Below are 25,501 nucleotides of genomic sequence, written 5' to 3' on the forward strand. Positions count from 1 at the left end.
GCCGCGGCCCGGTTCAGCGCCTCGCGGGTATCTGCCGGGTGATGCAGTGCACCCCGCCACCGCCCCACGCCAGGGTGGTGGCGGGCACGCCCACCACCGTCTTCGCCGGGAACAGCGACCGGATCAGTTGTCGGTGGCGTCCCACGGGAAGGCCATGAGACGCCCGGCGTGCGGCGCCCACTCGCCGGGGACGGTGCAGGTCGTGCCGTCGTAGGTGGCCGCCTCGGCGCGGCCGATACCGGCGGCGAGCCCGGGCCCGGCCGCGGCGGCCAGGGTGGCGGAGGTGCTCAGGAAGCGGCGCCGGCTCATTGCGGAGACGTTCATGCGAAGGTCCTCCGGGTTGGGTGGGTGGTTACGACACGGACTCGGTCGAAGACGGGGACGGGGACTGCGTCCCGCCAGTGGCCGGTGCGGGGGACGTACGGGCGACGTCGGCCGCGGCGATCAGGTCCTGGGGCCGGCGGACGAGGAGGTAGAGCACGCCGGAGCCGAGGACGGTGGCGACACCGAGCGGCGCGGCCCAGATCTGGTACCAGGGCGCCCCGGGCGGTGCGAGCAGGGCACGCGGCCAGCACACGTTGACGACCTCGAACCCGGCCCAGAGAACGGCGAGGACGTTGAGCGCCGTCCCCCAGCGGCCCAGCCGGATCGCACCGGACGGCACCCAGGTCCCGCGCAGCCGGGCGATCAGCGCGGCGGCGGACACCAGGAAGAACGGCACGAAGGTGGCGGCCGTACCGAAGGAGATCAGCGAACCGATGGCGGTGGCGTTCAGGCCGAGCAGGAGTGCCGACGCGGAGACCAGCGCGGAGGCGACCAGCCCGCCGATCGGCGCGGCCCGCCGGTTCACCTTGCGGACCTGAGTGGAGAAGGGGAAGACGCCGTCGCGGGCCAGCGAGTACAGACCACGGGCCGCGCCGCCCTGCGAGGCCATCGCACACGCCAGAAAGCTGACCAGCACGATCGCCACGAACGGCTTGTCGGACCAGGAGCCGAACGAGGTGACCACGGCCGTCGTCACCGGGTCGACGTCCTTGCCGGCCACGGCCGCCGCCGTGTCCGGGTAGGAGAGCGCGACGGCCACGGCGTTGAGCACGACCACGGCGCCCACCGACAGCAGCGCCCACCACATCGCCCGCGGCACCTGGCGCGCCGCGTCCTTGGTCTCCTCGGCGGTCGACACGCACGCGTCGAAGCCGATGAACGCCCAGCCCGCCACGGCGACGACCGCGAGGAACGCCATCGGCAGCGAGCCGCCGGACAGCTTCTCGGCCCCGTAGGTGCTGGTGAACAACGCGAAGGAATGCTTGCGGAAGAAGAGCAGCAGGGCCAGGCCGACCAGGACCGAGGCGATCGCCTCGCCCGCGATGCCCGCCGAGACGAACCAGCGCAGGATGCGGATGCCGTAGGCGTTGACCAGGGAACAGCCCAGCACGATCGCCACGGCGACGGCGACCAGGGCGCCGGGAGAGGGGACGACGCCGAACAGCGCGAAGACCCAGGGGGCGGCCAGGTAGGCGACGGTGGTGTTGCCGAACATCACGGCGAACTGCCACACCCAGCCGCCGAGCCAGCCGAACGCCGGGCCGATCAGCCGCCGGCCCCACTGGTAGGGGCCACCGGCGAGCGGCCACTGGGACGTGAGTTCGGAGTAGACGTTGACGACCAGGCACTGGCCGCCGAGGACGACCGGGAGCGCCCAGACCCAGGCGGGTCCGGCGATCGTCGTCGCGAGCATGGAGACGGCGTAGAGGGCGACCACCGGGGACACGACGGCGAAACCCATCGAGATGTTGCCCAGGATGTCCAGGCTGCGGCGGAGTTCCTGCCGGTAGCCGAGGGCTTCCAGGCGGACCGCGTCGCCGTCTTCGGGGGGCAGGGGTTTGGGCATGGGTGTACCTCGCCTCGTGTTCGAGCTAAAACTAACTTAGTTAGGCGGCGAACGTAGAGGGGCGACCGGCGTTTGGGAAGACCCTGCGGGTGAGTAACCTTGCGGCGTCGATCAGATCGTGAGGGGCGGGTTGTGGGCAGGCCACATCAGGCGGTACTGAGCCGGGCCGCCATCGCGCGCGCCGCTCTGGGTTTCATCGACGACCACGGCTACGAGGCGCTCACCATGCGCGCACTCGCGGACCGGCTGGGCGTGCGGGGTGCTTCGCTGTACCACCATGTCCAGTCCAAGGACGACATCCTGGACGCGGTCGGCGAACTGCTGGACTCCGAGATCGACGTGCGTCCGCTGCGGGATCGCCCCTGGCAGGAGGGTATCGCCGCGTACGCCCGCGGCTACCGGCGGGTCTTCCTGCACCATCCCAACGCGATCACGCTCGTCGCCCGGCGCGGGGTCCGGGGTACGGACGCGCTGCGCGAGTACGACACCCTGCTGGGCACGCTGGTCCGGGCCGGCTGCGATCCCGAGCTGGCACTCGAAGTGGGCGCGGCGATCGACTTCCTGGTCCTCGGCTCGGCCCTGGAGACGTACACGGCGGGCTTCACCCGCACCCCGGCCGACTACCGCCCCGAGTACCCGGCACTCGCCGACTCCCTGGAATCCGCGGCCCGGGTGTCCCCGGACCCGTCGACGTGGGACGACCGGGGATTCGAACGAGGCCTGGCCCTGATCCTGGACGGCTTGGCGCGTCGACTGGGGTAGCCGCGGACAAGGCGAACGGGGCTCCGGTTCCTCCTACATCGCCGACGGATCATGCGGTCCCCGCCCCGACAGCACCTCCCCGTACGCCTGCATCAGGTCGGGCAGGCGCAGCGTGGCCAGGTCCTCGCGGGAGAGCGTCCCGGGATAGACGGAGAGCCGCAGATCCCGGTACGCGCAGCTCTTCTCGTACAGCGTCCGCAGGAAGCGCCCGTTGCCCAGCTCGTCGATCCACCCCTGGTCGACCACGTGCCCGGCGATGGACCGCAGCTCCTCCAGCGCCTCCTCGTCCCACAGGTCCCCGTTCTCCGCGGCGAGCACCTTGCCGATCTCGGTGAGTTCCTGCGGCCGGTAGGAGGGGAAGTCCACCCGGGTGGTGAAGCGGGAGGACAGGCCGGGGTTGGCGGCCAGCAGCCGGTCCATGCCCTCCGGGTAGCCGGCCAGGATCACCACGAGGTGATCGCGGTTGTCCTCGGCCCGCTTCAGCAGCACCTGCAGTGCCTCGTCCCCGTACGCGTCCCCCTTGCCGTACCCGGAGTTGGACAGCGAGTACGCCTCGTCCACGAACAGCACCCCGCCGATCGCGGAGTCGATCAGCTCGTTGGCCTTCACAGCCGTCTGCCCGAGATACTCGCCGACCAGGTCGGCTCGCTGCGCCTCCACCAGATGGTCCCCGCCGAGCAGGCCCAGTGCGTAGAAGACCCGGCCGAGGATCCGGGCCACCGTGGTCTTCCCGGTGCCCGACGGCCCGGAGAACACGAAGTGCCGCTTCGGCGGCTGCACCGGCAGCCCCTGCCCGGCCCGCAACCGCGCCATGTTCAACTGTGCGGACAACGCCTTGACCTGGCGCTTGACCGGCTCGAGCCCCACCATGCGTTCCAGCTCGGCGAGCGCCTCCTCCAGCAGCGCCGGATCGGTCGGCCCCGCGGGCAGCGGCGAGGAGGCGGACGGCACCCCGCTCTTCAGCCGCACCCCCGGATCGGACACCGACGGCATCGACGGCAGCGGCCCGGTCGGCAGATCCGGGTCCGGCAGCCGTAGATCGCGGCCGTCGGTGCCGAAGAGCGGATCGAGGGTGTCCGGCCCGTCCACCGCGTCCTGCCCGGCGCCGGCCAGCGTGATCGCGACGAAGTCGCCGGGATCGTCGTACCCGTCGCCCTCGGCGATCGCGGCGAGCCGGGCCGAGGTGTCCATGAAGGCGGGGTCGACCCGGTGCACCGCCCGGTACAGGGGGAGCGCGGCGGCGCTGCGCCCGGTGCCCTCGTGCGCCCGCGCCAGCCAGTACCGCAGCTCCTTGCGCTGCGGCTGCTCGCTGCGGCATCGCATCAGCGCCGCCGACAGCAGCGGCTCGGCCTGCCCGTACATCTCCAGCCGCACCCGGGCCATTCCGCCGAACAGGCCGGCCTCGATGCCGAGCAGGGGATCGTCGAGCAGCGAGTCGGTGTGCCGGACCAGCTGGTCCCAGTCCTTGACCAGGTAGGCACGGCAGGCGTGCAGAAAGCGGACCTGGGGGTCGGTGTCCACCGGCGGCAGCCCGGCCAGCGCCCGGTCCAGCTCCGGGACGTGCCGGCCGTCCAGCCAGTGCGAGGCGTGCGCCAGCAGCAGGTCCCGGGGGCTCTCCAGCACCGGCTGCACCCACCAGCCCAGCCAGTACCAGGAGTTGAGGGTCCTGCGGTGCCGGGCGCGCTGTTCCCTGAAGCGGTCCCGGTGCCGGAACATCCGCAGCAGCGCGGTCGTCGTGTCCACCCGCAGCGCGTGCAGCCCGAGCCAGGCGTCCGCCATCCCCGGGTCCAGCCGGACCGCGGTGCGGAACTCCTCCTCCGCCTGTGGATAGGCCCCCATCGTGTAGGCGTCCACACCTCGCAGCCAGGCGAGGTCGGCCGGGGCCTCGGGGCCCTGCGTGCCGAAGTCCATCCCGTCCCCCACAGACCGAGCCCCGTTGGTTCGCCACCGGGCAGGCGCCCGGTGGTCGCCGCGGTCGAACCGCTGTGCCGCGGACCGGAGTTGCAGGTGCGAGGCAGCCGCTCGAAGGTCGCACCGAGGGCATCGTACCCGTGCGAGGTGCGCGCACCGAAGGGTGTCGCACCGGGCGTTCGGCGAGGTGGGAGCAGACGGGGCGCACCCATGAACGGTGACCGAGGGTGAGCGGATCGGTGCGCGAGGCGGCCGGAGAACCGGCTGAGGGCAGAACGAAGCCCCCGATCACGGGGGAACAACCGGGGGCTTCGCGTTCGCGGGCGACTCCGAAAGCCGCACATTGAGAACGTAAGACCTGTATGGCCCCCGGGTCAAGCGGAGTTGAGGCACTCACGGAAGTTCGCTCGAGGCGGTCTTCACAAGTTCAGCACATTGCCGACGGTCCGTCACAGTGGGTGACATCTTGGTCCGGTCCATGGGCGATCGCGGGCCCCGTGAGCATCTCGTACCCCCCAGGCGTCTGGCGCACCAGGAGATCGGCGCGCGGGCGCGAGGGGTCTTCGGCGAAGTGCGCGTGCTCGGCCCGCACCCATCCGTCCCAGAACTCCCGCTGCTCGTCCCCGTCCCGCAACCGCCCGCGCGCCCAGGACTGCTCCCGGGGCAGCTCCATCCACATCAGCAGCGCCAGATACGGCCGCAGTGCCCGGCGGCCGGCGCCGACCCCCTCGACGACGACGACCGGGGCGGGCGGCAGCGGGCGCGGCGCGCCGAACGCGCGGGCGACCCAGTCGTAGGGGGTGTACCGCGCGGTCTCGCCGCGGCCGAGGGGCTCGATCACCTGGGTCATGAGCCGGTCGGTCCAGCCGAAGAGCTCCTCGTGGCTGGCGATGTCGTCGAGGTGCAGTACCGGGGCCCCGCCCAGCGTGGCGGCCAGCCGGCCGGCGAAGCTCGACTTCCCGGAGCCGGCGTGCCCGTCGACGCCGACGAGACGGACCGGCCCCAGGGACGGGGGAAGCCCGCGCAGCCGGGCGGCGAGGTCGTGCATGGCGAATCCCGAGGGGTGGTGCGGTGTGGTGCGGCTCTCCGGGAACAGCCTAAGGGCGGTGGACCTGCGCGGACGGGTCGGGTGCCGCCCGCTTCCCCTTCAGTGGTCCAGTCCAAAATTGGTGGCCCGGCATGCGTCGAAGTGCTGGCAGGGGCCTTGCGCCTGCTCCATAGTTGGCGCACACACCGTGCACCGCACCAGCCCCGACGCGCACACCTGGGGGTAGACGCGCCCATGAGCAGAGCCCAACAGCCGTCCCGGAGAACCGTTCTCGCCGCCGCCGTCGCCGCCGCGGTGGCCTCAGGAGCAGCCCCCGCGGCCGCGGCCACCGCCTCGGCGTCGACCGCCGACGACGGACTGGCCCCGAGCCGGCCCATCGACTACCAGGCCTGGACCACGTACCGTGACTGGCGCCACGGCGCCGCCCTGGGTGTCCGGCCCGTCCCGGGCCCGCGTCCCGGAGCCGAGATCGGCGCCGCCGTGGGCCGTACCGACTACACCGACCCGCACACCGGCGCCACCGCCACCTGGGAGTACGCCATCTGGACCTCCCCGGTCCACCAGCTGAGCGTGCCCGCCACCGAGGTCATCGCCTCCTGGAACGCGCACACGCCGGAGGGCACCTGGCTCCAGGTCGAGCTGCGGGGCACGTACTCCGACGGCACCGCCACCCCCTGGTACGTGATGGGCCGCTGGGCGGCCGGCGACCAGGACATCAAGCGGACATCGGTCGACGGCCAGACCGACGGCAAGAGCACCATCTGGACCGACACCTTCGCCATCGACGACGCGAGCAGCGGACTGCGCCTGGTCTCGTACCAGCTGCGGCTGACCCTCTTCCGTACGCCGGGCACCCATCTCACTCCGAAGGTCTGGCGTCTCGGCGCCATGGGCTCCGACATCCCCGACCGCTTCACGGTCCCCGCCTCCACTCCCGGCCTCGCCCAGGAACTGGCCGTCCCGCGGTACTCCCAGGAGATCCACAAAGGGCAGTACCCGGAGTACGACAACGGCGGCGAGGCCTGGTGCAGCCCCACCTCCTCGCAGATGATCGTCGAGTACTGGGGCGGCCGGCTCACCCCCGAGCAGCTGTCCTGGGTCGACCCGTCCTACGCCGACCCGCAGGTGGACCACGCGGCCCGCTTCACCTACGACTACCAGTACGGCGGTTGCGGCAACTGGCCCTTCAACGCCGCCTACGCGGCCACCTACCCGGGCCTCCAGGGCGTGGTCACCCGGCTCGCCTCGCTCACCGAGCTGGAGACCCTGATCGCGGCCGGTATCCCGGCCATAACGTCCCAGTCCTTCCTGAAGACCGAGCTGACCGGCGCCGGCTACGGCACCTCCGGCCATCTGATGACGGTGATCGGCTTCACGGCGGACGGCGACGTGATCGCCAACGACCCGGCCTCGCCCGACGATCCCGCCGTACGGCGGGTCTACCTGCGGCGTGAGTGGGAGAACATCTGGTTGCGGACCAAGCGCTACAACGCCTCCGGAAAGGTCTCCTCGGGCACCGGCGGGGTCTGCTATCTGTACTTCCCCGCCCACCCGAGCCCGCGCCAGCGCAAGGCGCTCGCCGCGGTGGGTGTGCGCTGACCATGTGAGCAACGTCTCCGCCGCAAACGCCGTCGCGGGTGGCAAGGTGGACAAATGGGTGGGGAAATCCGCTCTGTACGTCCGACCTCTGCGAGAAACCATGACCGCACACCAGGCCACCGCCACCCGCGTCCGCACCGGCGGCCCGCGCGAAGACGGCCCGAAGATCCTCGAACACGCGATGGGCTGGGCCCTGGTCGTGGTGGTCGCGATGCTCGTGACACAGCTCGGCCTGCTCTGAACCGACCCGGTCACCCCGGCGGCATGTTCTGACATACTGCGGAAGTCCCGCCGACTCCCAGACCAGGGTCGAAATTGACTATGCGTCAGCAGCGTGCCGTCGCTCTCTCCGAATCTCCGGGTTCCGTTCCCGCGGGGGGTGCCCGGACCGGGGCGCGCGGAACCGAGCGCTCCGCGGTGCGCCGCGCCGAACTGATCGCCATCGGCCGCACGCTGTTCGCGGACACGTCCTACGACGCGCTGTCCATGGACGACATCGCCCGGCAGGCCCATGTCGCCAAGGGGCTGATCTACTACTACTTCGGGTCCAAGCGCGGCTACTACCTGGCGATCATCCAGGACTCCGTCGCCGATCTGGTCACCTTCGCCGCGAGCGGCCTCGAGCTGCCCGCCGTCGACCGCGTCCACCGCACCATCGACGGCTATCTGCGCTTCGCCGAGCACCATCAGGCCGCGTACCGCACCGTCGTCAGCGGCGGCGTGGGCTTCGACGCCGAGGTGCACGCCATCCGGGACGGGGTCCGCGAGGCGATCGTCCACACCATCGCCGAGGGCGCCTACGGCCGCGGCGACATCACTCCACTGGCCCGCACGGGGCTGTTCTCGTGGGTGTGCGGTGTCGAGGGGGCCACGCTCGGCTGGATCGACCGCCCCGACCTCTCCCGCGACACCATGCGCGAGCTGCTGGTGAAGACGCTGGGCGGGGTCCTGCGCGCCATCGAGGAGCTGGACCCCTCCTGCCCGGCCCCCGCGCCGGCCCGCCGGGACGGGTGACGGCCGGGAGCGTGGCGCGGCGCGGCGGCCGGCGACGGGACCCGTGGTCCTCCTGCCCCGGCCGTCTGCTCCCCGGTCCTCGTCCCTCTTTTCCGGTCCTCGTCCATCGCCTTGATCGGCGCGCCGCTCGCGGGGGCGGGAGCGGACCGGCAGGTCAATGGTTCGGACCAATATCGGCGCCCGTGGGGTTCCGGCTGGATTCTTGAAGTAAGCGGTCGTTAACTGGTGACGAGAGGTCCCCGATCGGGCATACTCACGGCACAGAGCCGCTGGTCAGCCCCTTCCGAGACCCGGGAGCAGACGCCTTCGGCCGTACTGGATCGATCAGGCGGAGCCGCCCCACCCAAGGCGCACATCCGCCGATGTGCCCGAACAGGGAGGAGACCGACGCCATGTCCGACCGCGACCCGCAGCCGGTGGAGCGTCAACTGCCGACGGAGGAGGCGCGGGACCTGCTCGCGCTCGTCCGGGAGATCGCGCAGCGCGAGATCGCGCCGAAGGCGGCCGAGGAGGAGGACGCCGGATGCTTCCCGCGTGAGGTCTTCACCCTGCTCTCGGAGTCCGGCCTGCTGGGCCTGCCGTACGACGCCGAGTACGGTGGCGGCGACCAGCCCTACGAGGTCTACCTCCAGGTCCTGGAAGAGCTGGCCATGGCCCGCCTCACCGTCGGTCTCGGAGTCAGCGTGCACACGCTCGCCTCCTACGCCCTCGCCGCGTACGGCGCCAAGGAGCAGCAGGTCGAGCACCTGCCCGCCATGCTCGGCGGCGGTCTGCTGGGCGCCTACTGCCTCTCCGAGCCGTCCTCCGGCTCGGACGCCGCCTCCCTGCGCACCAAGGCCGTCCGGGAGGGTGGGGGAGGCTGGGTGCTCACCGGCACCAAGGCCTGGATCACGCACGGCGGCATCGCCGACTTCTACACCGTCATGGCCCGCACCGGCGAGAGCGGCCCGCGCGGGATCACCGCGTTCCTGGTGCCGGGCGACGCCGAGGGGCTGAGCGCCGCGGCGCCCGAGAAGAAGATGGGTATGAAGGGCAGCCCCACCGCCCAGGTGCACCTCGACGGCGTCCGTGTCGGCGACGACCGGCGCATCGGCGAGGAGGGCCAGGGCTTCTCCATCGCCCTGTCCGCCCTCGACTCCGGCCGGCTCGGCATCGCGGCCTGCGCCGTCGGCCTGGCCCAGGCGGCGCTGGACGAGGCGGTCGGCTATGCCACCCAGCGGCGGCAGTTCGGCCGCCCCATCGCCGACTTCCAGGGGCTGCGCTTCATGATCGCCGACATGGCCACCCAGATCGAGGCCGGCCGGGCCCTCTACCTCGCGGCGGCCCGGTTGCGTGACGCCGGCAAGCCGTTCGCCAAGCAGGCCGCCATGGCCAAGCTGCACTGCACCGACACGGCCATGCGGGTCACCACCGACGCCGTGCAGATCCTCGGCGGCTACGGTTTCACCGCCGACTTCCCGGCCGAGCGCTACATGCGCGAGGCCAAGGTGCTGCAGATCGTCGAGGGCACCAACCAGATCCAGCGGATGGTCATCGCCCGTCACGTGGCGGGACCAGAGGGTCGCTGAACTCCCCCCTGCGTACCGTCGGGGCCGCCAGCCTGATCCATTCCGGATCCTGGCGGCCGGGCAGGGCGCGGCCCCGGTCGGCCCAGACGCGCATCAGCTCGCGATAGATCGGCGGGTCCTGCGGCTGCGGCGGCGGAACCGATTCCGCGGGCCTGGGGACGAAGATCCGGCGCTGACGCCCGGTGGCCGTGTACGTGGGGGTCATGCCTGGTCAACGCGCTGCCTCCCGTACAGGTCACCGCCCGGCGGAATCGAGCGTGAGTTCACGCTCGTCCCGTCGGCTCTCTGGCCTCCTGCGGTTGTCTGACGTACCGTCAGCAAATCGTCTCCAGGGGGTGTCCATGGCCGACGACCGTCCCGTACCGCTCGACGAGTACCCGGTCCACCAGGTCCCGCTGTCCATGAAGCACGTGGCGACCGGCGACCGGAACGCCTACGACCGCTGCATCTTCCACGTCTTCGACCACTCCGGCCGCGCCCTGCTCATCCTCGGCCTCGGCGTCTACCCCAACCTGGGTGTGATCGACGCCTACGCCACCCTGCGCACCGGGACACCCTGCACGCCGTCCGCGCCTCGGACGCCCTGGGCGAGGACCGGACGCGGCTCACCGTGGGCCCGCTGCGCATCGAGGTCCAGGAGCCGCTCCGGCGCCTGCGCCTGGTCTGCGAGGACGAGCTGTCGTACGACCTGACCTGGACCGCGGCCTTCCCCGCCCTGTGGGAACCGCACCACCTGCAGCGCCGTGGCGACCGGCTCACCCTGGAGGGTCGCCGGTTCGTGCAGGCGGGCACGGCCGAGGGGGTGATCCGGGCCGGGGGCGAGGAGTTCCAGGTCGCCGCCGCGGACTGGACCGGCACCCGGGACCGCAGCTGGGGGGTACGGCCGGTGCCCGGCGAGGACGGCGGCCGGCTCGCCGAGGACCATCGGGCCGAGGGCTTCCACTGGATCTGGTGCCCGGTCCGCTTCGAGGACCGCTTCCTGATGGTCATCGTCCAGGAGGACGCCGACGGCTACCGCTCCCTGAACGACGCCACCCTGGTCCGCCCCGGCCACGGGGACCGCCAACTGGGCTGGCCCCAGGCCGAGATCACCTACCGCTCCGGCACCCGGCACCCCGAGCGCGCCCTCGTCCACCTCGGCGACCCGCGTAAACCGGCCGAGTTGGAGGTGGAGATCCTGGCCTCCTCACCGCTCGCGGTCGGCGCGGGCTATCCGCCGGCCGACGACTGGCAGCACGGCACCTGGCAGGGGCGCGGCTGGGTCGACCGCCGCAGCTACGACATGACGGCACCGCACACCCTCGCCGGCTACGGCGTCACCGACCACTCCGCCCGCTTCCGGCTCGACGGCCGTACGGGCCACGGCATCTTCGAGCACGGCTCGTTCGGTCGCCACGACCCGAGCGGCTTCACCGGCTTCGGCTCGGTCGCACCCTGAGGAGGGCGAGATGTCCACGGCTCCCCGTCCCCGCACCAGCACCCTCCCCCACGCTCGACTTCGCTCGCGCGGGGGGACCCCCATCCACGAAGAACTCGCCCGGCGTCTCACGGTCTGGCTCGACACCCGGCTGCCCGGAGCGAAGGCCGCCGGCGTCACCGTCCCCACCTCCAACGGCATGTCCAGCGAGACTCTGCTGTTCGACATCGAGCATCCCCGACCACCCTTGCGCTCCTGCGCGTTGCGGCTGGCGGCGGACCCGGCGGCATACACCGTCTTCCCGGAGTACGACATGGCCCGCCAGTACCGCACGCTGCGGCTCGTCGCCGAGCACACCGATGTTCCGGTGCCCCGCGTGCTGTGGCTGGAGGAGGACCCGGGCCCGCTCGGGGCGCCGTTCTTCGTCATGGAACGCGTGGCCGGACGCGTGCCGCCGGACGTCATGCCGTACACCTACGAGGGTAGTTGGCTGCACGCCGCGAGCGACGCGGAGCGCGAGCACCTGGAGGCGGCGACGATCGGACTGCTCGGCCGATTGCACGACCAAGTTCCGGTCGGGGAAGCCGAGTTCCTGTCCCCGCCCGGCGACGGGGACGCCCTGCGCAGGCACGTCAGCGCCCAACGGGCCTACTACCGCTGGGTGATCGACGGGCGGGCTCCCTCACCGCTCATCGAGGCCGCCTTCGACCGGCTGGAGCGGCTGTGGCCGCGCGAGCCCGGCGAACCCGTCCTCAGCTGGGGGGACGCGCGCATCGGGAACGTCGTCTACGACGGTTTCGACCCGGTCGCCGTTCTCGACTGGGAGATGGCGGCCCTCGCCCCGCGCGAGGTCGACCTCGGCTGGACCGTCTACCTGCACCGCTTCTTCCACGACCTCACGGTCGCCGCCGGGCAGCGCGGACTGCCCGACTTCCTGCGGCGCGACCGGGTCGAGGACCGGTACGCACGCCTGACCGGCCACACCCCGCGCGACATGGACTTCTACACCCTCTACGCCGCCCTGCGGCACGCGATCGTCATGTTGCGCATCGCCTACCGCCAGGCCCACTTCGGCGAGGTCGCCGTCCCGTCGGAACCGGACACGCTGATCCTGCACCACGGCAGTCTGCGAGCCATGGTGCAGGGCAGCTACTGGGACTGACCCGGGCCGGTCCGCTCGGGACTCAGGCGGCCTGGCGGCGCATCGCCGGTACGCGCATCGGGCGCGAGCCCGGACCGCCGGCGTGCGAGAAGGGCTGCGTCCGCCAGTCCAGACCCTGGGGGAGCGTCAGCAGCAGTGCGGTGTCCTGCTCCTGCGGAGTGAAGGACTCGTCCGCGGGGCGTGCCTCCGTCGCCGTGCGGCCCGTGCCCGCACAGACCGTGAGCCCGAACGGGTTCCACGGAGAGGCGCACAGCGCGTGCTCCGGAAGGATCTCCTCGTCCGCCAGCAGCGCGATGGGCTGCGCGCAGTCCGGGCAGATCACCCGGTACATCTCGAAGGTGTCGTAGTCGTCGTCCGTCTCGATGTTCTCGACCTCGAAGAGGTCGGGTTCGACGCCCTCCGGCTCGGGCTCGACGCCCGGCTGCTGGCGCTTGGACACGGAACGACCAGGGCGCTTGACACTCTGCATGGGATTCTCCCCCTAAGACTGGGCCGGTCAGGCACTGCGGCCTCGACCACAGCAAGCACTTCCCGCCCCGTCTCCGGGGTAATCACGAGAGCATCACGGAGGCCGCCCAAGGACTGTGGCGTTCGTCACACGACCTGCGTACGTGCCCGGTGCGGCGCCGTTTGTCCGCCTCCACGCGTTCGCGCGAAGGCCCCGGTGTTCATCTCCCGGAAAGGTCCCCTTTCATCCCCCGGACGGCTCACAGACCGCTCTCGGGCACATCACAAACCGGGTATGACCTGCGCCGCCGAGGTATCCGAGAAGATCAGGCGCACTGTAGGTTCTGACGCCATGGAGGAGCTGGACCGTCAAATCGTGCAGCTGCTCGTCAAGGACGGGCGGATGAGCTACACAGACCTGGGCAAGGCCACGGGCCTGTCGACGTCGGCCGTGCACCAGCGGGTGCGCCGGCTCGAACAGCGTGGTGTCATCCGCGGCTATGCCGCGGTGGTCGACCCCGAGGCCGTGGGGCTGCCGCTCACCGCCTTCATCTCCGTGAAACCGTTCGACCCCAGCGCCCCCGACGACATCGCGGACCGCCTCGCCGGCGTCCACGAGATCGAGGCCTGCCACAGCGTCGCCGGCGACGAGAACTACATCCTCAAGGTGCGCGTGGCGACCCCGCACGAACTGGAGGAACTGCTGACCCGGCTGCGCTCTCTGGCCGGGGTCTCCACCCGGACCACGGTCGTGCTGTCCACGCCGTACGAGGCGCGTCCGCCGAAGATCTGACGCGCGCCGGCCGGGGACGCTCCGGCGCCGTGGGAAGAGCGCGGGGGGAGCAGCCGCCGGGCATCCGAATCGCGGACGCCCCGGTGCCCGGTCGGGTCCGCGGACGCGAGAGACTGTCGGGCATGAGTGAGCAGTCCGCCGACCCCCAGACCGTCCTCCTGCGCCGCGGAGAGGTCCACAGCCCCGCCGATCCCTTCGCCACCGCGATGGTGGTGGAGCGCGGCCAGGTCGCCTGGGTCGGCTCGGAGGGCGCCGCGGACGCCTTCGCCGACGGTGTGGACGAGGTGATCGACCTCGACGGCGCCCTCGTCACCCCCGCCTTCACCGACGCCCACGTGCACACCACCGCCACGGGTCTCGCCCTGACCGGTCTCGACCTGTCGGGCGCGCCGTCCCTGGAGGCGGCCCTCGCCCTCGTCCGCGACTTCGCCGCGGCCCGCCCGGGCGACCGGGTCCTGATGGGCCACGGCTGGGACGCCGCCCGCTGGCCCGGCGGCCGTCCGCCGACCCGCGCGGAACTGGACGCGGCCACCGGTGGGCGCCCCCTGTACCTGTCCCGCATCGACGTCCACTCCGCCGTCGTCACCACCGCCCTGCTGGACCTGGTGCCCGGCGACCTTCCGCGCGAGGACGCGCCGCTCACCCGCGACGCCCACCACGCGGCCCGCGAGGCCGCGTTCGCCGCTGTCACTCCCGCCCAGCGCGGAGAGGCCCAGCGCACCGCCCTGGCGCACGCCGCCTCCCTCGGCATCGGCTCGGTGCACGAGTGCGGCGGCCCGCAGATCTCCTCCGAGGACGACTTCACGGACCTGATGCGGCTCGCCGCCGAGCTGCCGGGGCCGCGCGTGATCGGCTACTGGGCCGAAGCGGGCGACGAGGGCGTGGCGAGGGCACGCGCACTGGGCGCGGCCGGCGCCGCCGGCGACCTCTTCGTGGACGGCGCGCTCGGCTCGCACACCGCCTGCCTTCACGAGCCCTACGCCGACGCGGGCCACACCGGCACCGCCTACCTGGACGCCGACACGGTCGCCGGCCACGTCCTCGCCTGCACCGAGGCGGGCCTCCAGGCCGGCTTCCACGCCATCGGCGACGCCGCCGTCACCGCCGTCGTGGAGGGCGTGCGCATCGCCGCCGAGAAGGTCGGCCTCGCCCGGATCCGGGCCGCCCGGCACCGCGTCGAGCACGCCGAGATGCTCACCCCCGAGTCCGTCGCCGCCTTCGCCGAGCTGGGCCTGATCGCCTCCGTGCAGCCCGCGTTCGACGCGCTGTGGGGCGGCGAGGACGGCATGTACGCCCAGCGGCTGGGCGCCGAGCGGGCCCGCACCCTGAACCCCTTCGCGGCCCTCCTGCGAGCCGGCGTACCCCTCGCGTTCGGCTCGGACAGCCCGGTCACCCCGCTCGACCCCTGGGGCACGGTCCGCGCCGCCGCCTTCCACCGGACCCCCGGACACCGGGTGTCGGTGCGCGCCGCGTTCACCGCGCACACGCGCGGCGGCTGGCGGGCCATCGGCCGGGACGACGCGGGTGTCCTGGTGCCGGGAGCGCCCGCCGACTACGCGGTCTGGCGCACGGACGAACTCGTCGTCCAGGCCCCCGACGACCGCGTGGCCCGCTGGTCGACCGACCCCCGCTCGGGCACCCCCGGTCTGCCCGATCTGACCCCGGGCCGTGACCTGCCGGTCTGCCTGCGCACGGTGGTCGGCGGACGGACGGTGTACGTACGCCCGGGCGAGTGATCTCCTGGGGTGGCGCGGTGCCGGGCGTCCGCCGCCGCTGCGTCTCCCGACCTGCGCATCCTCCGTCCAATTCCTCCAGGGGCCCCAGTCCGCGCAGGTCAGAGGGCTGTTGACAGTCGACGGCGGAGGGCCGGTAGGTTCGTCCGAGTCCACCACCGGACGCCCGACCGGGGATTGTTCACGCAACTCGTCGCAGCGCAGCTGGGTCAGGGACGGTGTGCCGCACCGGGGCACCGTCACTGGGAGCCAGGCTCAGCGCCCGCGCCGACGGAGGAACGGTCCCGCCGGTCGGCCAGGTGTGACCCGGGTGGGGCCCGGACGCTCAGTAGACAACGGCTTCGGTAGGCCCACAGCCAGCGGGTCCCGGGTCGGCCCGAAGGGCGCCGGGCCCCCATCCGTCGCGGATGCGGTGCCAAAAACTACGTTCTTACCCCGCTCTTGCGGAATCGACACCACCGTACGAACGTGCCAGGACGTCAGCGCAGGATGCGGCCACTATGGTGGACGCCTGCGTACGACATGAAGGGGCAGCAGTGAACGACGGCGACGGGACCCTCGCGGCCAAGGCCCAGGGGAGGCAGTTCGGTCCGCTCGGCACGGCCTTGGTGATCATCCCGACCTATAACGAGGCGGAGAACATCAAGACCATCGTCGGCCGGGTGCGCAAGGCCGTCCCCGAGGCGCACGTCCTGGTGGCGGACGACAACAGCCCGGACGGCACCGGCAAGCTCGCGGACGAACTGGCCGCAGACGACGAGCAGGTCCAAGTCCTGCACCGCAAGGGCAAGGAAGGTCTGGGCGCGGCCTACCTCGCGGGCTTCCGCTGGGGCATGGAACACGGTTACGGCGTGCTGGTCGAGATGGACGCCGACGGCTCCCACCAGCCCGAGGAACTGCCCCGCCTGCTGACCGCGCTCAAGGGCGCCGACCTGGTGCTCGGCTCCCGCTGGGTGCCCGGCGGCCGCGTGGTCAACTGGCCCAAGTCCCGCGAGTTCATCTCCCGCGGCGGCAGCCTCTACTCCCGCATCGCCCTCGACCTGCCGCTGCGCGACATCACCGGCGGCTACCGCGCCTTCCGCCGCGAGACGCTGGAGGGCCTGGGCCTGGACGAGGTCGCCTCGCAGGGCTACTGCTTCCAGGTCGACCTGGCCCGCCGCGCGGTCAAGGCCGGCTACCACGTGGTCGAGGTGCCCATCACCTTCGTCGAGCGCGAACTCGGCGACTCCAAGATGAGCAAGGACATCCTTGTCGAGGCGCTGTGGCGGGTCACCGCCTGGGGCGCGAAGGACCGCGTCGGCAAGATCACCGGCAAGGGCAAGCAGGCCTAGCCGGACCTCTTATCCCGCCCTGAGCCGCGCCCAGGCACACTGGGGGCATGACGACTGGCGTACCCACCTCTCCCACCGTCGACCGGCCCCGGCGCTCCCGGCTGCGCAGGTATCTGCCGCTGGGCGTCGCCGCTTGGCTGGTGCTGGAGATCTGGCTGCTGACCCAGCTCGCGGGCGCGGCGGGCGGGCTGACCGTGTTCCTGCTGCTGGTGGCGGGCGTCGTCGCCGGCTCGGTGGTCATCAAGCGTGCGGGCCGCCGCGCCTTCCAGAACCTCAACGAGGCGCTCCAGCGCGGCGGGTCCCCGGCCCGGGGCGGCGGCAACGGCCTGATGATGCTCGGCGGCCTGCTGCTGATCATCCCGGGCCTGATCTCCGACGTGGCCGGACTCCTGCTGCTGCTCCCGCCGATTCAGAAGGCCGTCGGCCGCTTCGCGGAGCGCACCTTGGAGCGCACCCTCCGCAAGGCCGCACCCGGCACCCTCGGCGACGCCTTCCAGCAGGCCCGCATGCACCGCCCGGACGGCAAGGTGGTGCAGGGCGAGGTGATCATCAGGGAGGACAGTCGCGAGGCGGGGGGGCAGTGGCCGCCCCTGACACGCTGATCCTCCCGGCCAGGGCGTTCGAGCCACCAGCCCGTCCGGGGTTGTCCGGTGGGGGGTGCCCGGCGGCGCGGCCCCCGGGACCGGTCACCCGCCCGAGCCAATCCACACCCCGAACCAACCCACACCCCGACCCCGAACCAACTGAACCAACCCACACCTGACACAAGACCGCGGGCGCCCTACGTCAACTGACGTACGGCGCCCGCGGTCACTCACGTGCGCTGTGCTTCCGGCCCGGCCCCCGCAGGGACTACGCGGACTTGCGGCTGTCCCGGGGGTGTACCGCGATGTTCATCGCTCCCGAGCGCAGAACCGCCAGGCGCTCCTCGAGGACCTCTTCGAGCTCCTCACGGGTACGCCGCTCCATCAGCATGTCCCAGTGGGTACGCGCAGGCTTGGCCTTCTTCTCCTCAGGGCCGTCGCCGTCAACCAGGAGTGCGGTGGCCCCGCAGACCTTGCACTCCCACTCCGGCGGAATCTCCGCCTCGACGGAGAAGGGCATCTCGAACCGGTGCCCCTTCTCACATGCGTACTCCACGGCCTGGCGCGGAGCCAGGTCGATGCCGCGGTCGGTCTCGTAGCTGGTCACCACGAGGCGCGTACCGCGAAGAGCTCGCTCACTCATGAATCGTGCCTCCCGGGCTTGTCGCCCACAGGACAGGTGTCGCTGTCGTCGTCATCCGGTCAACGTCCGGTCGGCGGTAAAGATTCCCGTTCCGTGTCGCGTTCCGGGTCATGCGTCGCCGTCGTAGCCGCCCCTTGTTGTACCCACCAGCGCCCGGTTTGTCACATCTGCTAGCAGATGTCACCCAGCGTTTCGGCATCTTTGACGCGCAGTAACGGTACGCCTGGCAGGCCAAACGCGTACACTACCGCCCTTTCGCGCTGAACGCTAAATCCTGTCCGGAACCGGGTTGCCCGCGTCGCCGATCGCCCGCCGCACCGGAACCCGCGCGAGCAGGACGAAGCCGATGACGAAGAAGGCCACCAGGGAGATGATCGCGGAGCGGTAGCTTCCGGTCACCTGGTAGGTCACGCCGAACAGCAGCGGGCCGAGCCAGCTCATCCCGCGGTCGCTCACCTCGTACGCCGAGAAGTACTCCGCCTCCTTGCCGGGCGGCACAAGGTGGGAGAACAGCGACCGGGACAGCGCCTGACTGCCGCCGAGGACCAGCCCGATCCCGGCGGCCAGCACGAAGAACCACACCGGTTCCCCGGCGGGCAGGAAGTAGCCGGCGCCGAGCGTCACCGCCCAGGCGACCAGCGAGCCGAGGATCGTCCGCTGCGCGCCGTAGACCCGCGCCAGCCGTCCCATCGCGAGCGCTCCCGCCACGGCCAGCACCTGCACCAGCAGCACCGCGCCGATGAGCGTCGACTGCCCGAGGCCCAGCTCCTCGGAGCCGTAGAGCGACGCCTGGGAGATCACCGTCTGGATGCCGTCGTTGTAGACGAGGTACGCCAGCAGGAAGGCGAGGGTCAGCGGGTGCCGGCGCATGTCCCGGACGGTCGCCTTCAGCTGCCGCAGTCCGGGCGCTGTGGAGCGCTCCACGCGCGCGTGCCGGTCGCGCAGCCTGCGCAGCGGTACGAGTGTGAAGGCGCCCCACCACAGTCCAGCCGAGGCCAGACACACCCGTACGGCCGCCCCCTGCGACAACCCGAAGGAGTCGTGCCCCGCATACAGGACCAGGTTGGCGACGAGGACGAGCGAGCCCGCCGCGTAGCCGAAGGCCCAGCCCCGGGAGGAGACCGCGTCGCGCTGCCCGGGCGGCGCGATCTGCGGCAGGTAGGAGTTGTAGAGCATCATCCCGACCGACTGCGCCGCGTTGGCCACGACGAGGAGCAGCCCGCCGAGCAGATACCGGTCGCCGTCCAGGAAGAACATGCCGGTCGTGGCGGCCGCCCCGGTGTAGGCCGCGGCCGCGAGCAGCGGCTTCTTGCGGCCCGTACGGTCGGCCACGCTGCCCACGAGGGGCATGACCACGACCGCGAGGATCACCGACAGGGACACGGAGTACGCGAAGAAGGAGCCCGCGCGGACGGGGACGCCCAGCGGGTGGACGTAGCCGTCCACGTCGGCCGCGTGCTCGGCGACCGCCGTCAGGTACGGGCCGAGGAACACGGTCAGGACGCTCGTCGAGTAGACCGAGCACGCCCAGTCGTAGAAGTACCAGCCGCGCTGTTCGCGCCGCAGCCCGGCGGCCTCCTCGGCCGCCTGTGCCCGAAGGGTGTCGGTGCCCACCCGTGCCCCCGCTTCCCCGCCCTGGTGCCGTGCGAAGGCGCGACCCCGCCGCCTTGGGTGGTCAGACCCAGACGCCGCGGTCCTCCATGACCTTGCGCAAGGTGTCGATGTGATCGGTCATGATGCCATCGACACCCAGGTCCAGGAGCCGGTGCATCCGATCCGGTTCGTTGATCGTCCACACGTGCACCTGGAGGCCGCGCGCGTGGGCGGCGCGGACGAAGCGCTCGTCGACCACAGGGACGCCCGACTGGGCCTCGGGCACCTGCGCGGCGACGGCGGAGCGGCGCACCGAGGCCGGCAGCCCCCAGGAGCGCAGCCGCAGACTGAGTACTCCGCGCGTGCCGAACGAGGTGGCCAGCCGCGGTCCGGCCAGCCGCTGTGCCCGCAGCACCCGCGCCTCGGAGAAGGAGCCCACGCAGACGCGGTCCCAGGCGTCCGTGCGCTCGATCAGCTCCAGGAAGGGGCGCAAGGAGGACTCCGCCTTGAGGTCCACGTTCCAGCGGACCTCGGGGAAGGTCTCCAGCAGCTCCTCGAAGAGCGGTATGGGTTCCCGCCCGCCCACGCGCGCGTGCCGGACGTCCTCCCACGGCAGGTCGGCGATGCGGCCGGCCCCGTCGGTGACCCGGTCGAGCGTGGTGTCGTGGAAGGCGACCAGCTTGCCGTCCGTCGTCGTGTGGACGTCGGTCTCGATGTACCGGTAGCCCATGTCGACCGCGCGCCGGAACTGCGCCACGGTGTTCTCCAGCCCGTCGGCGGCCCCGCCGCGGTGGGCGAACGGGATCGGGCCGGGGTGGTCCAGATAGGGGTGCCGCAGGGGTGGTGTCACGGTGGTCACGGACGCAGTATCGCTCTCCCCGGTGTCCGCTCGGCAACGACCGTGCTGCTGTCCGATGCCGCGGGGACGGCGAACATCTTCAGGAACAGCTGGGCCAGCGGTCCGATCGACACCGCGTACAGCAGCGTGCCGACGCCGATGGTGCCGCCCAGCACGAATCCGGTGACCACCACCGCGACCTCGACGACCGTGCGCATGAGCCGGATCGAGCGGCCCGTACGCCGGTGCAGGCCGGTCATCAGACCGTCACGTGGGCCGGGCCCGAAACTCGCCGCGATGTAGAGGCCGGTCGCCACGCCGTTCAGCACGATGCCGGCCACCATCAGCGGAACGCGTACGGCGAGGCTGTGCACGTCGGGGACGAGGGCGAGGGTGCCGTCCATCGCGAGCCCTACGACGAAGACGTTGGAGACGGTGCCGAGGCCGGGCCGCTGGCGCAGCGGGATCCACAGCAGCAGCACCGCCGCGCCCACGAAGATCGACACCACGCCGATGGTCATTCCGGTGAGTTCCGCGAGGCCCTGGTGCAGCACGTTCCAGGGTTCCAGGCCCAGCCCCGCCTCGACGAGGAGCGCGGAACTCGCGCCGTACAGCGCGAGCCCGACGTACAACTGGATCAACCGGCGCGCGAGGTGGCCGGTGACGGACGTGGCGGTGGACCCGGTGGCGGACCCGGTGTTGGGCACGACATACCCCCCTGGGTGGTGATTGTGGCCTGACTCGTGACACTGTGTGGCTTGGGATGGATCGTCATCCATGGCCAATTCGGGGAAGGTGGACTGATTGTCATGGCGCAGTGGACCTCGGCGGTAGGGGCCGCACAGCTCGCCCGGCTCCTCAATTCCCAGCAGGATCGCCCCGCGGGCCCCGGTACGCGCCGTCCCCCCGCCTACCGCGCCCTGGCCGACGGTATCCGGCTCCTCGTGCTCGAAGGGCGCGTCCCGGTGGCCGCCCGGCTGCCCGCCGAACGGGAACTGGCCCTCGCCCTCTCCGTCAGCCGCACCACCGTCGCCGCCGCCTACGAGGCGCTGCGCACCGAGGGCTTCCTGGAGTCCCGGCGCGGCGCGGGCAGCTGGACGGCGGTCCCGGCGGGCAACCCGCTGCCCGCGCGCGGTCTCGAACCCCTGCCGCCCGAGGCGCTCGGATCGGTGATCGACCTGGGCTGCGCCGCCCTCCCGGCCCCGGAGCCCTGGCTGACCCGGGCCGTCCAGGGCGCCCTCGAGGAACTGCCGCCGTACGCCCACACGCACGGCGACTACCCGGCCGGGCTGCCGGCCCTGCGCGCGATGATCGCCGAGCGCTACACCACGCGCGGGATCCCCACCATGCCCGAGCAGATCATGGTGACGACCGGGGCCATGGGCGCCATCGACGCCATCTGCCACCTCTTCGCGGGCCGCGGTGAGCGCATCGCCGTCGAGTCCCCGTCGTACGCCAACATCCTTCAGCTGATGCGTGAGGGGGGTGCGCGGCTCGTCCCCGTCGCGATGGCCGAGGGGCTGTCCGGCTGGGACCTGGACCGCTGGCGCCAGGTGCTGCGCGAGGCGGCGCCCCGCCTCGCCTACGTCGTCGCCGACTTCCACAACCCGACCGGCGCGCTCGCCGACGAGGACCAGCGGCGCCGACTGGTGGACGCGGCCCGCTCGGCCGGGACCGTGCTGGTCGCCGACGAGACGATGAGCGAGCTGTGGCTCGAGGAGGAGTACGAGAACGGCGGGATGCCCCGTCCGGTCTGCGGCTTCGACCCGGCCGGTTCGACCGTCATCACGGTCGGCTCGGCCAGCAAGGCGTTCTGGGCGGGCATGCGCATCGGCTGGGTGCGCGCCGCCCCGGACGTCATCCGCAGCCTGGTCGCCGCCCGCGCGTACGCCGACCTCGGCACGCCCGTCCTGGAGCAGCTGGCCGTCAACTGGCTGTTCAGTACGGGAGGCTGGGAGCAGGCCGTGGCTCTGCGCCGGGGGCAGGCCCGCGAGAACCGTGACGCCCTGGTGGCCGCGCTCCGCCGTGAACTGCCCGACTGGGAGTTCGAGGTCCCCCGGGGCGGCCTGACGCTCTGGGTCCGAGCCGGCGGTCTCTCGGGCTCGCGGCTGGCCGAAGCCGGCGAGCGCGTCGGCGTCCGCGTCCCATCCGGCCCCCGCTTCGGCGTCGACGGCGCGTTCGAGGGCTACGTCCGGCTGCCGTTCACGGTCGGGGGAGCGGTGGCGGAAGAAGCGGCGAGCCGCCTGGCGGCCGCCGCCCACCTGGTGGAGACGGGGGCGACGGGAGGCGCGGAGCCACCGCGCACGTTCGTGGCGTAGCGAACGCACACGCTCACAAGCTGTGGGTGGCCGGGGTTGGCACGGAACCGATGCGGCCGACGGCTCGGCAGCTTTCTAGGGGCGCGGGGAACTGCGCGACGGCCCCCGCGGACCCGCGCGCTGATGGACTGTCGGCTGCGGGGGCGGACGCGGAGCCGATGCGGCCGATGGCTCTGCAGTTCCTCAGGGGCGCGGGGAACTGCGCGACCGGCCCCCGCGGACCCGCGTGCTCACGAACTCTCCGCAGCCACGGCCTCCGCAGCCAGCGGTGCCGCTTCGACGGCAGTGACAGTCTCCGTCGGCTCCGCGCCCGCCGCAGGCGTACGCGGCGGCAGCAGGGACAGCACCGCCTGACGGTCCGGCTCGCTGGTCGCGTCGTCGTAGGGGTCCGGGGTGAAGGGGACCTGAAGGCGGTGGACGGGGCCGGAGCCGAGGCGGGCGTAGCCGCGGCCGGCCGGTACCTGGGTCAGGGGGGTCGTGTGGGGCGGAGCGCCCAGCACGGCCTCGACCTGTTGCGGCGCGGCGGGCCCGAGGACGACACGCGCGCGTGTGTGCTGGCGTACCGCCTCGCTCAGGTTCTCCGCGCTGTCGAACTGCTCGGCCACGACGACCGTGACGTTCGCGGTGCGGCCGTGCCGCAGCGGTACCTGGAGCAGGGCCTGCGGATCGGTGCGGTGGTCCGCCTCGGCAAGGTGGGTGAAGACGGTCGGGCGGTCCAGGAGGATCCACAGCGGGCGCCTGGTGTCCTCCGGTGGTGGTTCGCCCGCCTGCCTGGCGCGGTTGATGGCGATGAGACGCCGCTCGGTCTCGTGCGTGGCCCACTCCAGGCTCGCCACCGCGCCGGTCGGCGCGCACTCCACGGCCAGTACGCCGTCCCGGCCGGCCAGGCACGTGTACTCGCCGGTGCCGCCGCCGTCAACGACGAGGACGTCGCCGTACTGGAGGGCCTGCAGGGCGATGGAGCGCAGCAGGGTGGAAGTGCCGCTGCCGGGGTGGCCCATGGCCAGCAGGTGCGGCTCGGTGGAGCGGATGCCGGTGCGCCAGACGACCGGCGGGACGTCGCGCTGTTCCTCTCCGTAGGAGAGAGGGAGCGTGCGCTGCACCTCGGTGGGGTCGGTGAAGCCGAGGACGGTCTCGCCCGGCGCGGTGACGAAGCGCTGGGCGGCGATGTCGGTGGGCAGCGGGGCGAGAGCGTCGATCGTGAGCCGGTTGCCCTCCTCGTCCCAGCTGAAGTGGTACTCACGGCCGCGCCCGGCCTTCGCGGTGAGCAGCTGCTCGATCCGCGCGCGGGCCTCGGGGCTGCCGTCGGGGAAGTAGGCCGGGTAGCGGATCACGAGGTGGCCGATGCGCCCGGAGTCGTCGAACTCGTGGGTCGCGTAGGCCTTCTCCCACTCTCCGCCGTGCGAGTACAGCGGCGCGGGGTCCTCGGTGGTCGAGAAGTAGGGCACAAGGGCCTCGTACACGGACTGGAGCCGTTCGCTCTGCGACTCGTCGGGGCCCTCGGGTGCCGGCGGAGTGCGGTCGCGGCCGTGCCAGGCAGCCGCCGCCATCAGGCTGATGGCGGCCAGCAGCGGCCCGTACGGCATCATTCCCACGACAAGGACCATGGAGGCCGCCAGGAACAGCAGCGGCCCGCGTTTGTCCTTGGGTGTTTCGGCCCACTTGCGCCGCCCGGCCGAGGCCAGCCGGCGCAGACCGCGCGAGATGGTGATCAGTGGGTGGAGGACATCGGTGGCGCTGTCGGCCGCCGTCCGGGCCAACTCCCGGCTCCGGGCGATCTGCGTCCGGGCGATCTGCGCGCTGTCTTTGCTCAGAATGCGGGGGAGAGGCCGGGCCACTGCTGTCTCCTGTTGCTGCGTACGGGCGGGACGGGGATCAGAACTTGATGCCGCCGAGGAGGCTCGCCAGGCTCTCGCCGCCGGCTTTGATGCTGGGGGCGATGGCCGTGCTGGAGAGGTAGAAGCCGAAGAGTGCCGAGATGGTGGCGTGCGAGCCCTTGAGTCCGTCCTTCCGGAAGAAGAGGAAGACGACGATGCCGAGCAGGACGACGCCGGACATGGAGAGGATCATTCGAGACCTCCTGGTGTCGAGGTGGGGACAGTCACCATGAGTACTTCCAGGATCACAGGATGTATCCATAGGATAAAAGGTGCAACTGGGTGAATTGCGGCCTTTTTCCTTCGGGTGGCGGAGTCGTTGATACGCCGGTTGAGCCGGTTGATTGCGTCCGGTGGAGTGTGCGGTGATCTTTACCTCGGGCGCATCCGGTCATGTGCGGCGCGAGCCAGTACTCTTGCGATTCACCTGAACGGTTGTAACGAGAGGCGGTCCGGCGATGAGTGAAGCCCCCGACCCCGAGGTCGTGGAGCTGGCGACCAAGATCTTCGATCTGGCCCGGCAGGGGCGGACCGAGGCGCTGGTGGCGTATGTCGACGCGGGCGTTCCGGCCAACCTCACCAACGACCGTGGTGACTCACTGGTGATGCTCGCGGCCTACCACGGCCACGCCGACGCCGTACGCGAGCTGCTTTCCCGCGGCGCGGAGGCGAACCGGATCAACGACCGGGGCCAGACCCCGCTCGCCGGTGCCGTCTTCAAGGGGGAGACGGAAGTGATCAAGGCCCTCCTGGAGGGCGGCGCCGACCCGGCCACGGGCACCCCGTCGGCCGTGGACACGGCGCGCATGTTCGGCAAGACGGACCTCCTGGAAATGTTCGGCGCGCACTGATGCGAACGTCCTGACCAGGTACGACACGGAAAACGGGGGAGGCGGTACAGGGCCGCCGGAAATACGGTCGCGGCAGCACACACCGCGGGTCATCATGACGTCGTGATTCACGGACGCGATG

The 25,501-nt window shown here is 71.9% G+C and carries 24 protein-coding genes and 1 pseudogene; 13 read left to right on the plus strand and 12 right to left on the minus strand.

Features of this window, described 5'->3' with window-relative positions; genetic code table 11:
- Positions 1–13: 13 nt before the first annotated feature.
- From ACWD5D_RS28150 to ACWD5D_RS28160, 3 genes are read right to left on the minus strand one after another with little or no spacing between them, the layout of a single operon-like run.
- Positions 14–181: an agmatine deiminase family protein gene (locus tag ACWD5D_RS28150; protein ID WP_451375548.1), complete on the minus strand. Its 168-nt coding sequence runs from the start codon at positions 179–181 to the stop codon at positions 14–16.
- Complete coding sequence (locus ACWD5D_RS28155; protein WP_451375549.1) at positions 124–324, minus strand: twin-arginine translocation signal domain-containing protein; 201 nt, start codon at positions 322–324, stop codon at positions 124–126. The genes ACWD5D_RS28150 and ACWD5D_RS28155 overlap by 58 nt, the downstream gene beginning before the upstream one ends.
- Before the next feature lie 28 nt (positions 325–352).
- The gene (locus ACWD5D_RS28160) at positions 353–1,891 is read right to left on the minus strand and encodes an APC family permease (protein ID WP_451375550.1); all 1,539 of its coding nucleotides are present in this window, start codon (positions 1,889–1,891) and stop codon (positions 353–355) included.
- A gap of 132 nt (positions 1,892–2,023) precedes the next feature.
- On the opposite strand from ACWD5D_RS28160, the gene ACWD5D_RS28165 reads away from it, so the two are divergent.
- Positions 2,024–2,653 (plus strand): TetR/AcrR family transcriptional regulator, encoded by a 630-nt coding sequence (locus ACWD5D_RS28165; RefSeq protein ID WP_451375551.1) that lies wholly within the window; start codon positions 2,024–2,026, stop codon positions 2,651–2,653.
- A gap of 33 nt (positions 2,654–2,686) precedes the next feature.
- Here ACWD5D_RS28165 and ACWD5D_RS28170 read toward each other — a convergent pair whose 3' ends face one another.
- Together ACWD5D_RS28170 and ACWD5D_RS28175 are read right to left on the minus strand one after the other, a co-directional pair.
- Entirely contained in the window at positions 2,687–4,564 is a 1,878-nt protein-coding gene (locus ACWD5D_RS28170; protein WP_451375552.1) for an AAA family ATPase, read from the minus strand.
- A 427-nt stretch (positions 4,565–4,991) separates the two neighbouring features.
- Positions 4,992–5,612: a hypothetical protein gene (locus tag ACWD5D_RS28175; protein WP_451375553.1), complete on the minus strand. Its 621-nt coding sequence runs from the start codon at positions 5,610–5,612 to the stop codon at positions 4,992–4,994.
- A 234-nt stretch (positions 5,613–5,846) separates the two neighbouring features.
- Here ACWD5D_RS28175 and ACWD5D_RS28180 point away from each other — a divergent pair, with 234 nt between their 5' ends.
- The 6 genes and pseudogenes from ACWD5D_RS28180 to ACWD5D_RS28205 all read left to right on the plus strand — a co-directional run bounded on the left by ACWD5D_RS28180 (position 5,847) and on the right by ACWD5D_RS28205 (position 12,372).
- Entirely contained in the window at positions 5,847–7,211 is a 1,365-nt protein-coding gene (locus ACWD5D_RS28180) for a peptidase C39 family protein (RefSeq protein WP_451375554.1), read from the plus strand.
- Between the two features lie 100 nt (positions 7,212–7,311).
- Complete coding sequence (locus ACWD5D_RS28185; RefSeq protein ID WP_451375555.1) at positions 7,312–7,452, plus strand: SCO1431 family membrane protein; 141 nt, start codon at positions 7,312–7,314, stop codon at positions 7,450–7,452.
- A gap of 80 nt (positions 7,453–7,532) precedes the next feature.
- Positions 7,533–8,225: a TetR/AcrR family transcriptional regulator gene (locus tag ACWD5D_RS28190; RefSeq protein WP_451375556.1), complete on the plus strand. Its 693-nt coding sequence runs from the start codon at positions 7,533–7,535 to the stop codon at positions 8,223–8,225.
- A 392-nt stretch (positions 8,226–8,617) separates the two neighbouring features.
- Positions 8,618–9,793: an acyl-CoA dehydrogenase family protein gene (locus ACWD5D_RS28195; protein WP_451375557.1), complete on the plus strand. Its 1,176-nt coding sequence runs from the start codon at positions 8,618–8,620 to the stop codon at positions 9,791–9,793.
- A gap of 341 nt (positions 9,794–10,134) precedes the next feature.
- A pseudogene (locus ACWD5D_RS28200) lies at positions 10,135–11,231 on the plus strand (hypothetical protein).
- 10 nt (positions 11,232–11,241) lie between these two features.
- Positions 11,242–12,372 (plus strand): phosphotransferase family protein, encoded by a 1,131-nt coding sequence (locus tag ACWD5D_RS28205; protein ID WP_451375558.1) that lies wholly within the window; start codon positions 11,242–11,244, stop codon positions 12,370–12,372.
- A 22-nt stretch (positions 12,373–12,394) separates the two neighbouring features.
- On the opposite strand, the gene ACWD5D_RS28210 is transcribed toward ACWD5D_RS28205, so the two are convergent.
- Positions 12,395–12,841, minus strand: a complete 447-nt coding sequence (locus ACWD5D_RS28210; RefSeq protein ID WP_451375559.1) for a hypothetical protein — start codon at positions 12,839–12,841, stop codon at positions 12,395–12,397.
- Positions 12,842–13,171: 330 nt separating this feature from the next.
- On the opposite strand from ACWD5D_RS28210, the gene ACWD5D_RS28215 reads away from it, so the two are divergent.
- From ACWD5D_RS28215 to fxsA, 4 genes are all read left to right on the plus strand, one after another.
- A complete protein-coding gene (locus ACWD5D_RS28215) occupies positions 13,172–13,612 on the plus strand; it encodes an Lrp/AsnC family transcriptional regulator (RefSeq protein WP_451375560.1) in 441 nt (146 codons plus the stop codon).
- Positions 13,613–13,734: 122 nt separating this feature from the next.
- A complete protein-coding gene (locus ACWD5D_RS28220) occupies positions 13,735–15,348 on the plus strand; it encodes an amidohydrolase (protein ID WP_451375561.1) in 1,614 nt (537 codons plus the stop codon).
- A gap of 533 nt (positions 15,349–15,881) precedes the next feature.
- Positions 15,882–16,676, plus strand: coding sequence for a polyprenol monophosphomannose synthase (locus ACWD5D_RS28225; protein WP_451375562.1), 795 nt, complete (start codon positions 15,882–15,884; stop codon positions 16,674–16,676).
- 47 nt (positions 16,677–16,723) lie between these two features.
- Complete coding sequence (gene fxsA / locus ACWD5D_RS28230) at positions 16,724–17,278, plus strand: FxsA family membrane protein (protein WP_451375563.1); 555 nt, start codon at positions 16,724–16,726, stop codon at positions 17,276–17,278.
- Between the two features lie 250 nt (positions 17,279–17,528).
- Here fxsA and ACWD5D_RS28235 read toward each other — a convergent pair whose 3' ends face one another.
- The 4 genes from ACWD5D_RS28235 to yczE form a co-directional block, all read right to left on the minus strand.
- Positions 17,529–17,903 carry an RNA polymerase-binding protein RbpA gene (locus ACWD5D_RS28235; RefSeq protein ID WP_150943815.1) on the minus strand — a complete coding sequence of 125 codons (375 nt, stop codon included), beginning with the start codon at positions 17,901–17,903 and terminating at the stop codon, positions 17,529–17,531.
- A gap of 267 nt (positions 17,904–18,170) precedes the next feature.
- Positions 18,171–19,517, minus strand: a complete 1,347-nt coding sequence (locus ACWD5D_RS28240; protein ID WP_451375564.1) for an MFS transporter — start codon at positions 19,515–19,517, stop codon at positions 18,171–18,173.
- Positions 19,518–19,578: 61 nt separating this feature from the next.
- A complete protein-coding gene (locus tag ACWD5D_RS28245; RefSeq protein WP_451375608.1) occupies positions 19,579–20,346 on the minus strand; it encodes a glycerophosphodiester phosphodiesterase in 768 nt (255 codons plus the stop codon).
- Positions 20,347–20,351: 5 nt separating this feature from the next.
- Entirely contained in the window at positions 20,352–21,041 is a 690-nt protein-coding gene (yczE, locus tag ACWD5D_RS28250; RefSeq protein ID WP_451375565.1) for a membrane protein YczE, read from the minus strand.
- A 102-nt stretch (positions 21,042–21,143) separates the two neighbouring features.
- Between yczE and ACWD5D_RS28255 the strand changes: the two genes are divergently transcribed.
- Complete coding sequence (locus tag ACWD5D_RS28255) at positions 21,144–22,652, plus strand: SCO1417 family MocR-like transcription factor (RefSeq protein ID WP_451375566.1); 1,509 nt, start codon at positions 21,144–21,146, stop codon at positions 22,650–22,652.
- 230 nt (positions 22,653–22,882) lie between these two features.
- On the opposite strand, the gene ACWD5D_RS28260 is transcribed toward ACWD5D_RS28255, so the two are convergent.
- Entirely contained in the window at positions 22,883–24,490 is a 1,608-nt protein-coding gene (locus ACWD5D_RS28260) for an ATP-binding cassette domain-containing protein (protein ID WP_451375567.1), read from the minus strand.
- A 37-nt stretch (positions 24,491–24,527) separates the two neighbouring features.
- Positions 24,528–24,722, minus strand: coding sequence for a hypothetical protein (locus ACWD5D_RS28265; protein WP_451375568.1), 195 nt, complete (start codon positions 24,720–24,722; stop codon positions 24,528–24,530).
- Between the two features lie 265 nt (positions 24,723–24,987).
- Here ACWD5D_RS28265 and ACWD5D_RS28270 point away from each other — a divergent pair, with 265 nt between their 5' ends.
- Complete coding sequence (locus ACWD5D_RS28270; RefSeq protein ID WP_451375569.1) at positions 24,988–25,380, plus strand: ankyrin repeat domain-containing protein; 393 nt, start codon at positions 24,988–24,990, stop codon at positions 25,378–25,380.
- Positions 25,381–25,501 lie beyond the last annotated feature (121 nt).

The sequence above is a fragment of the Streptomyces sp. NPDC002520 genome (genome assembly GCF_053595235.1).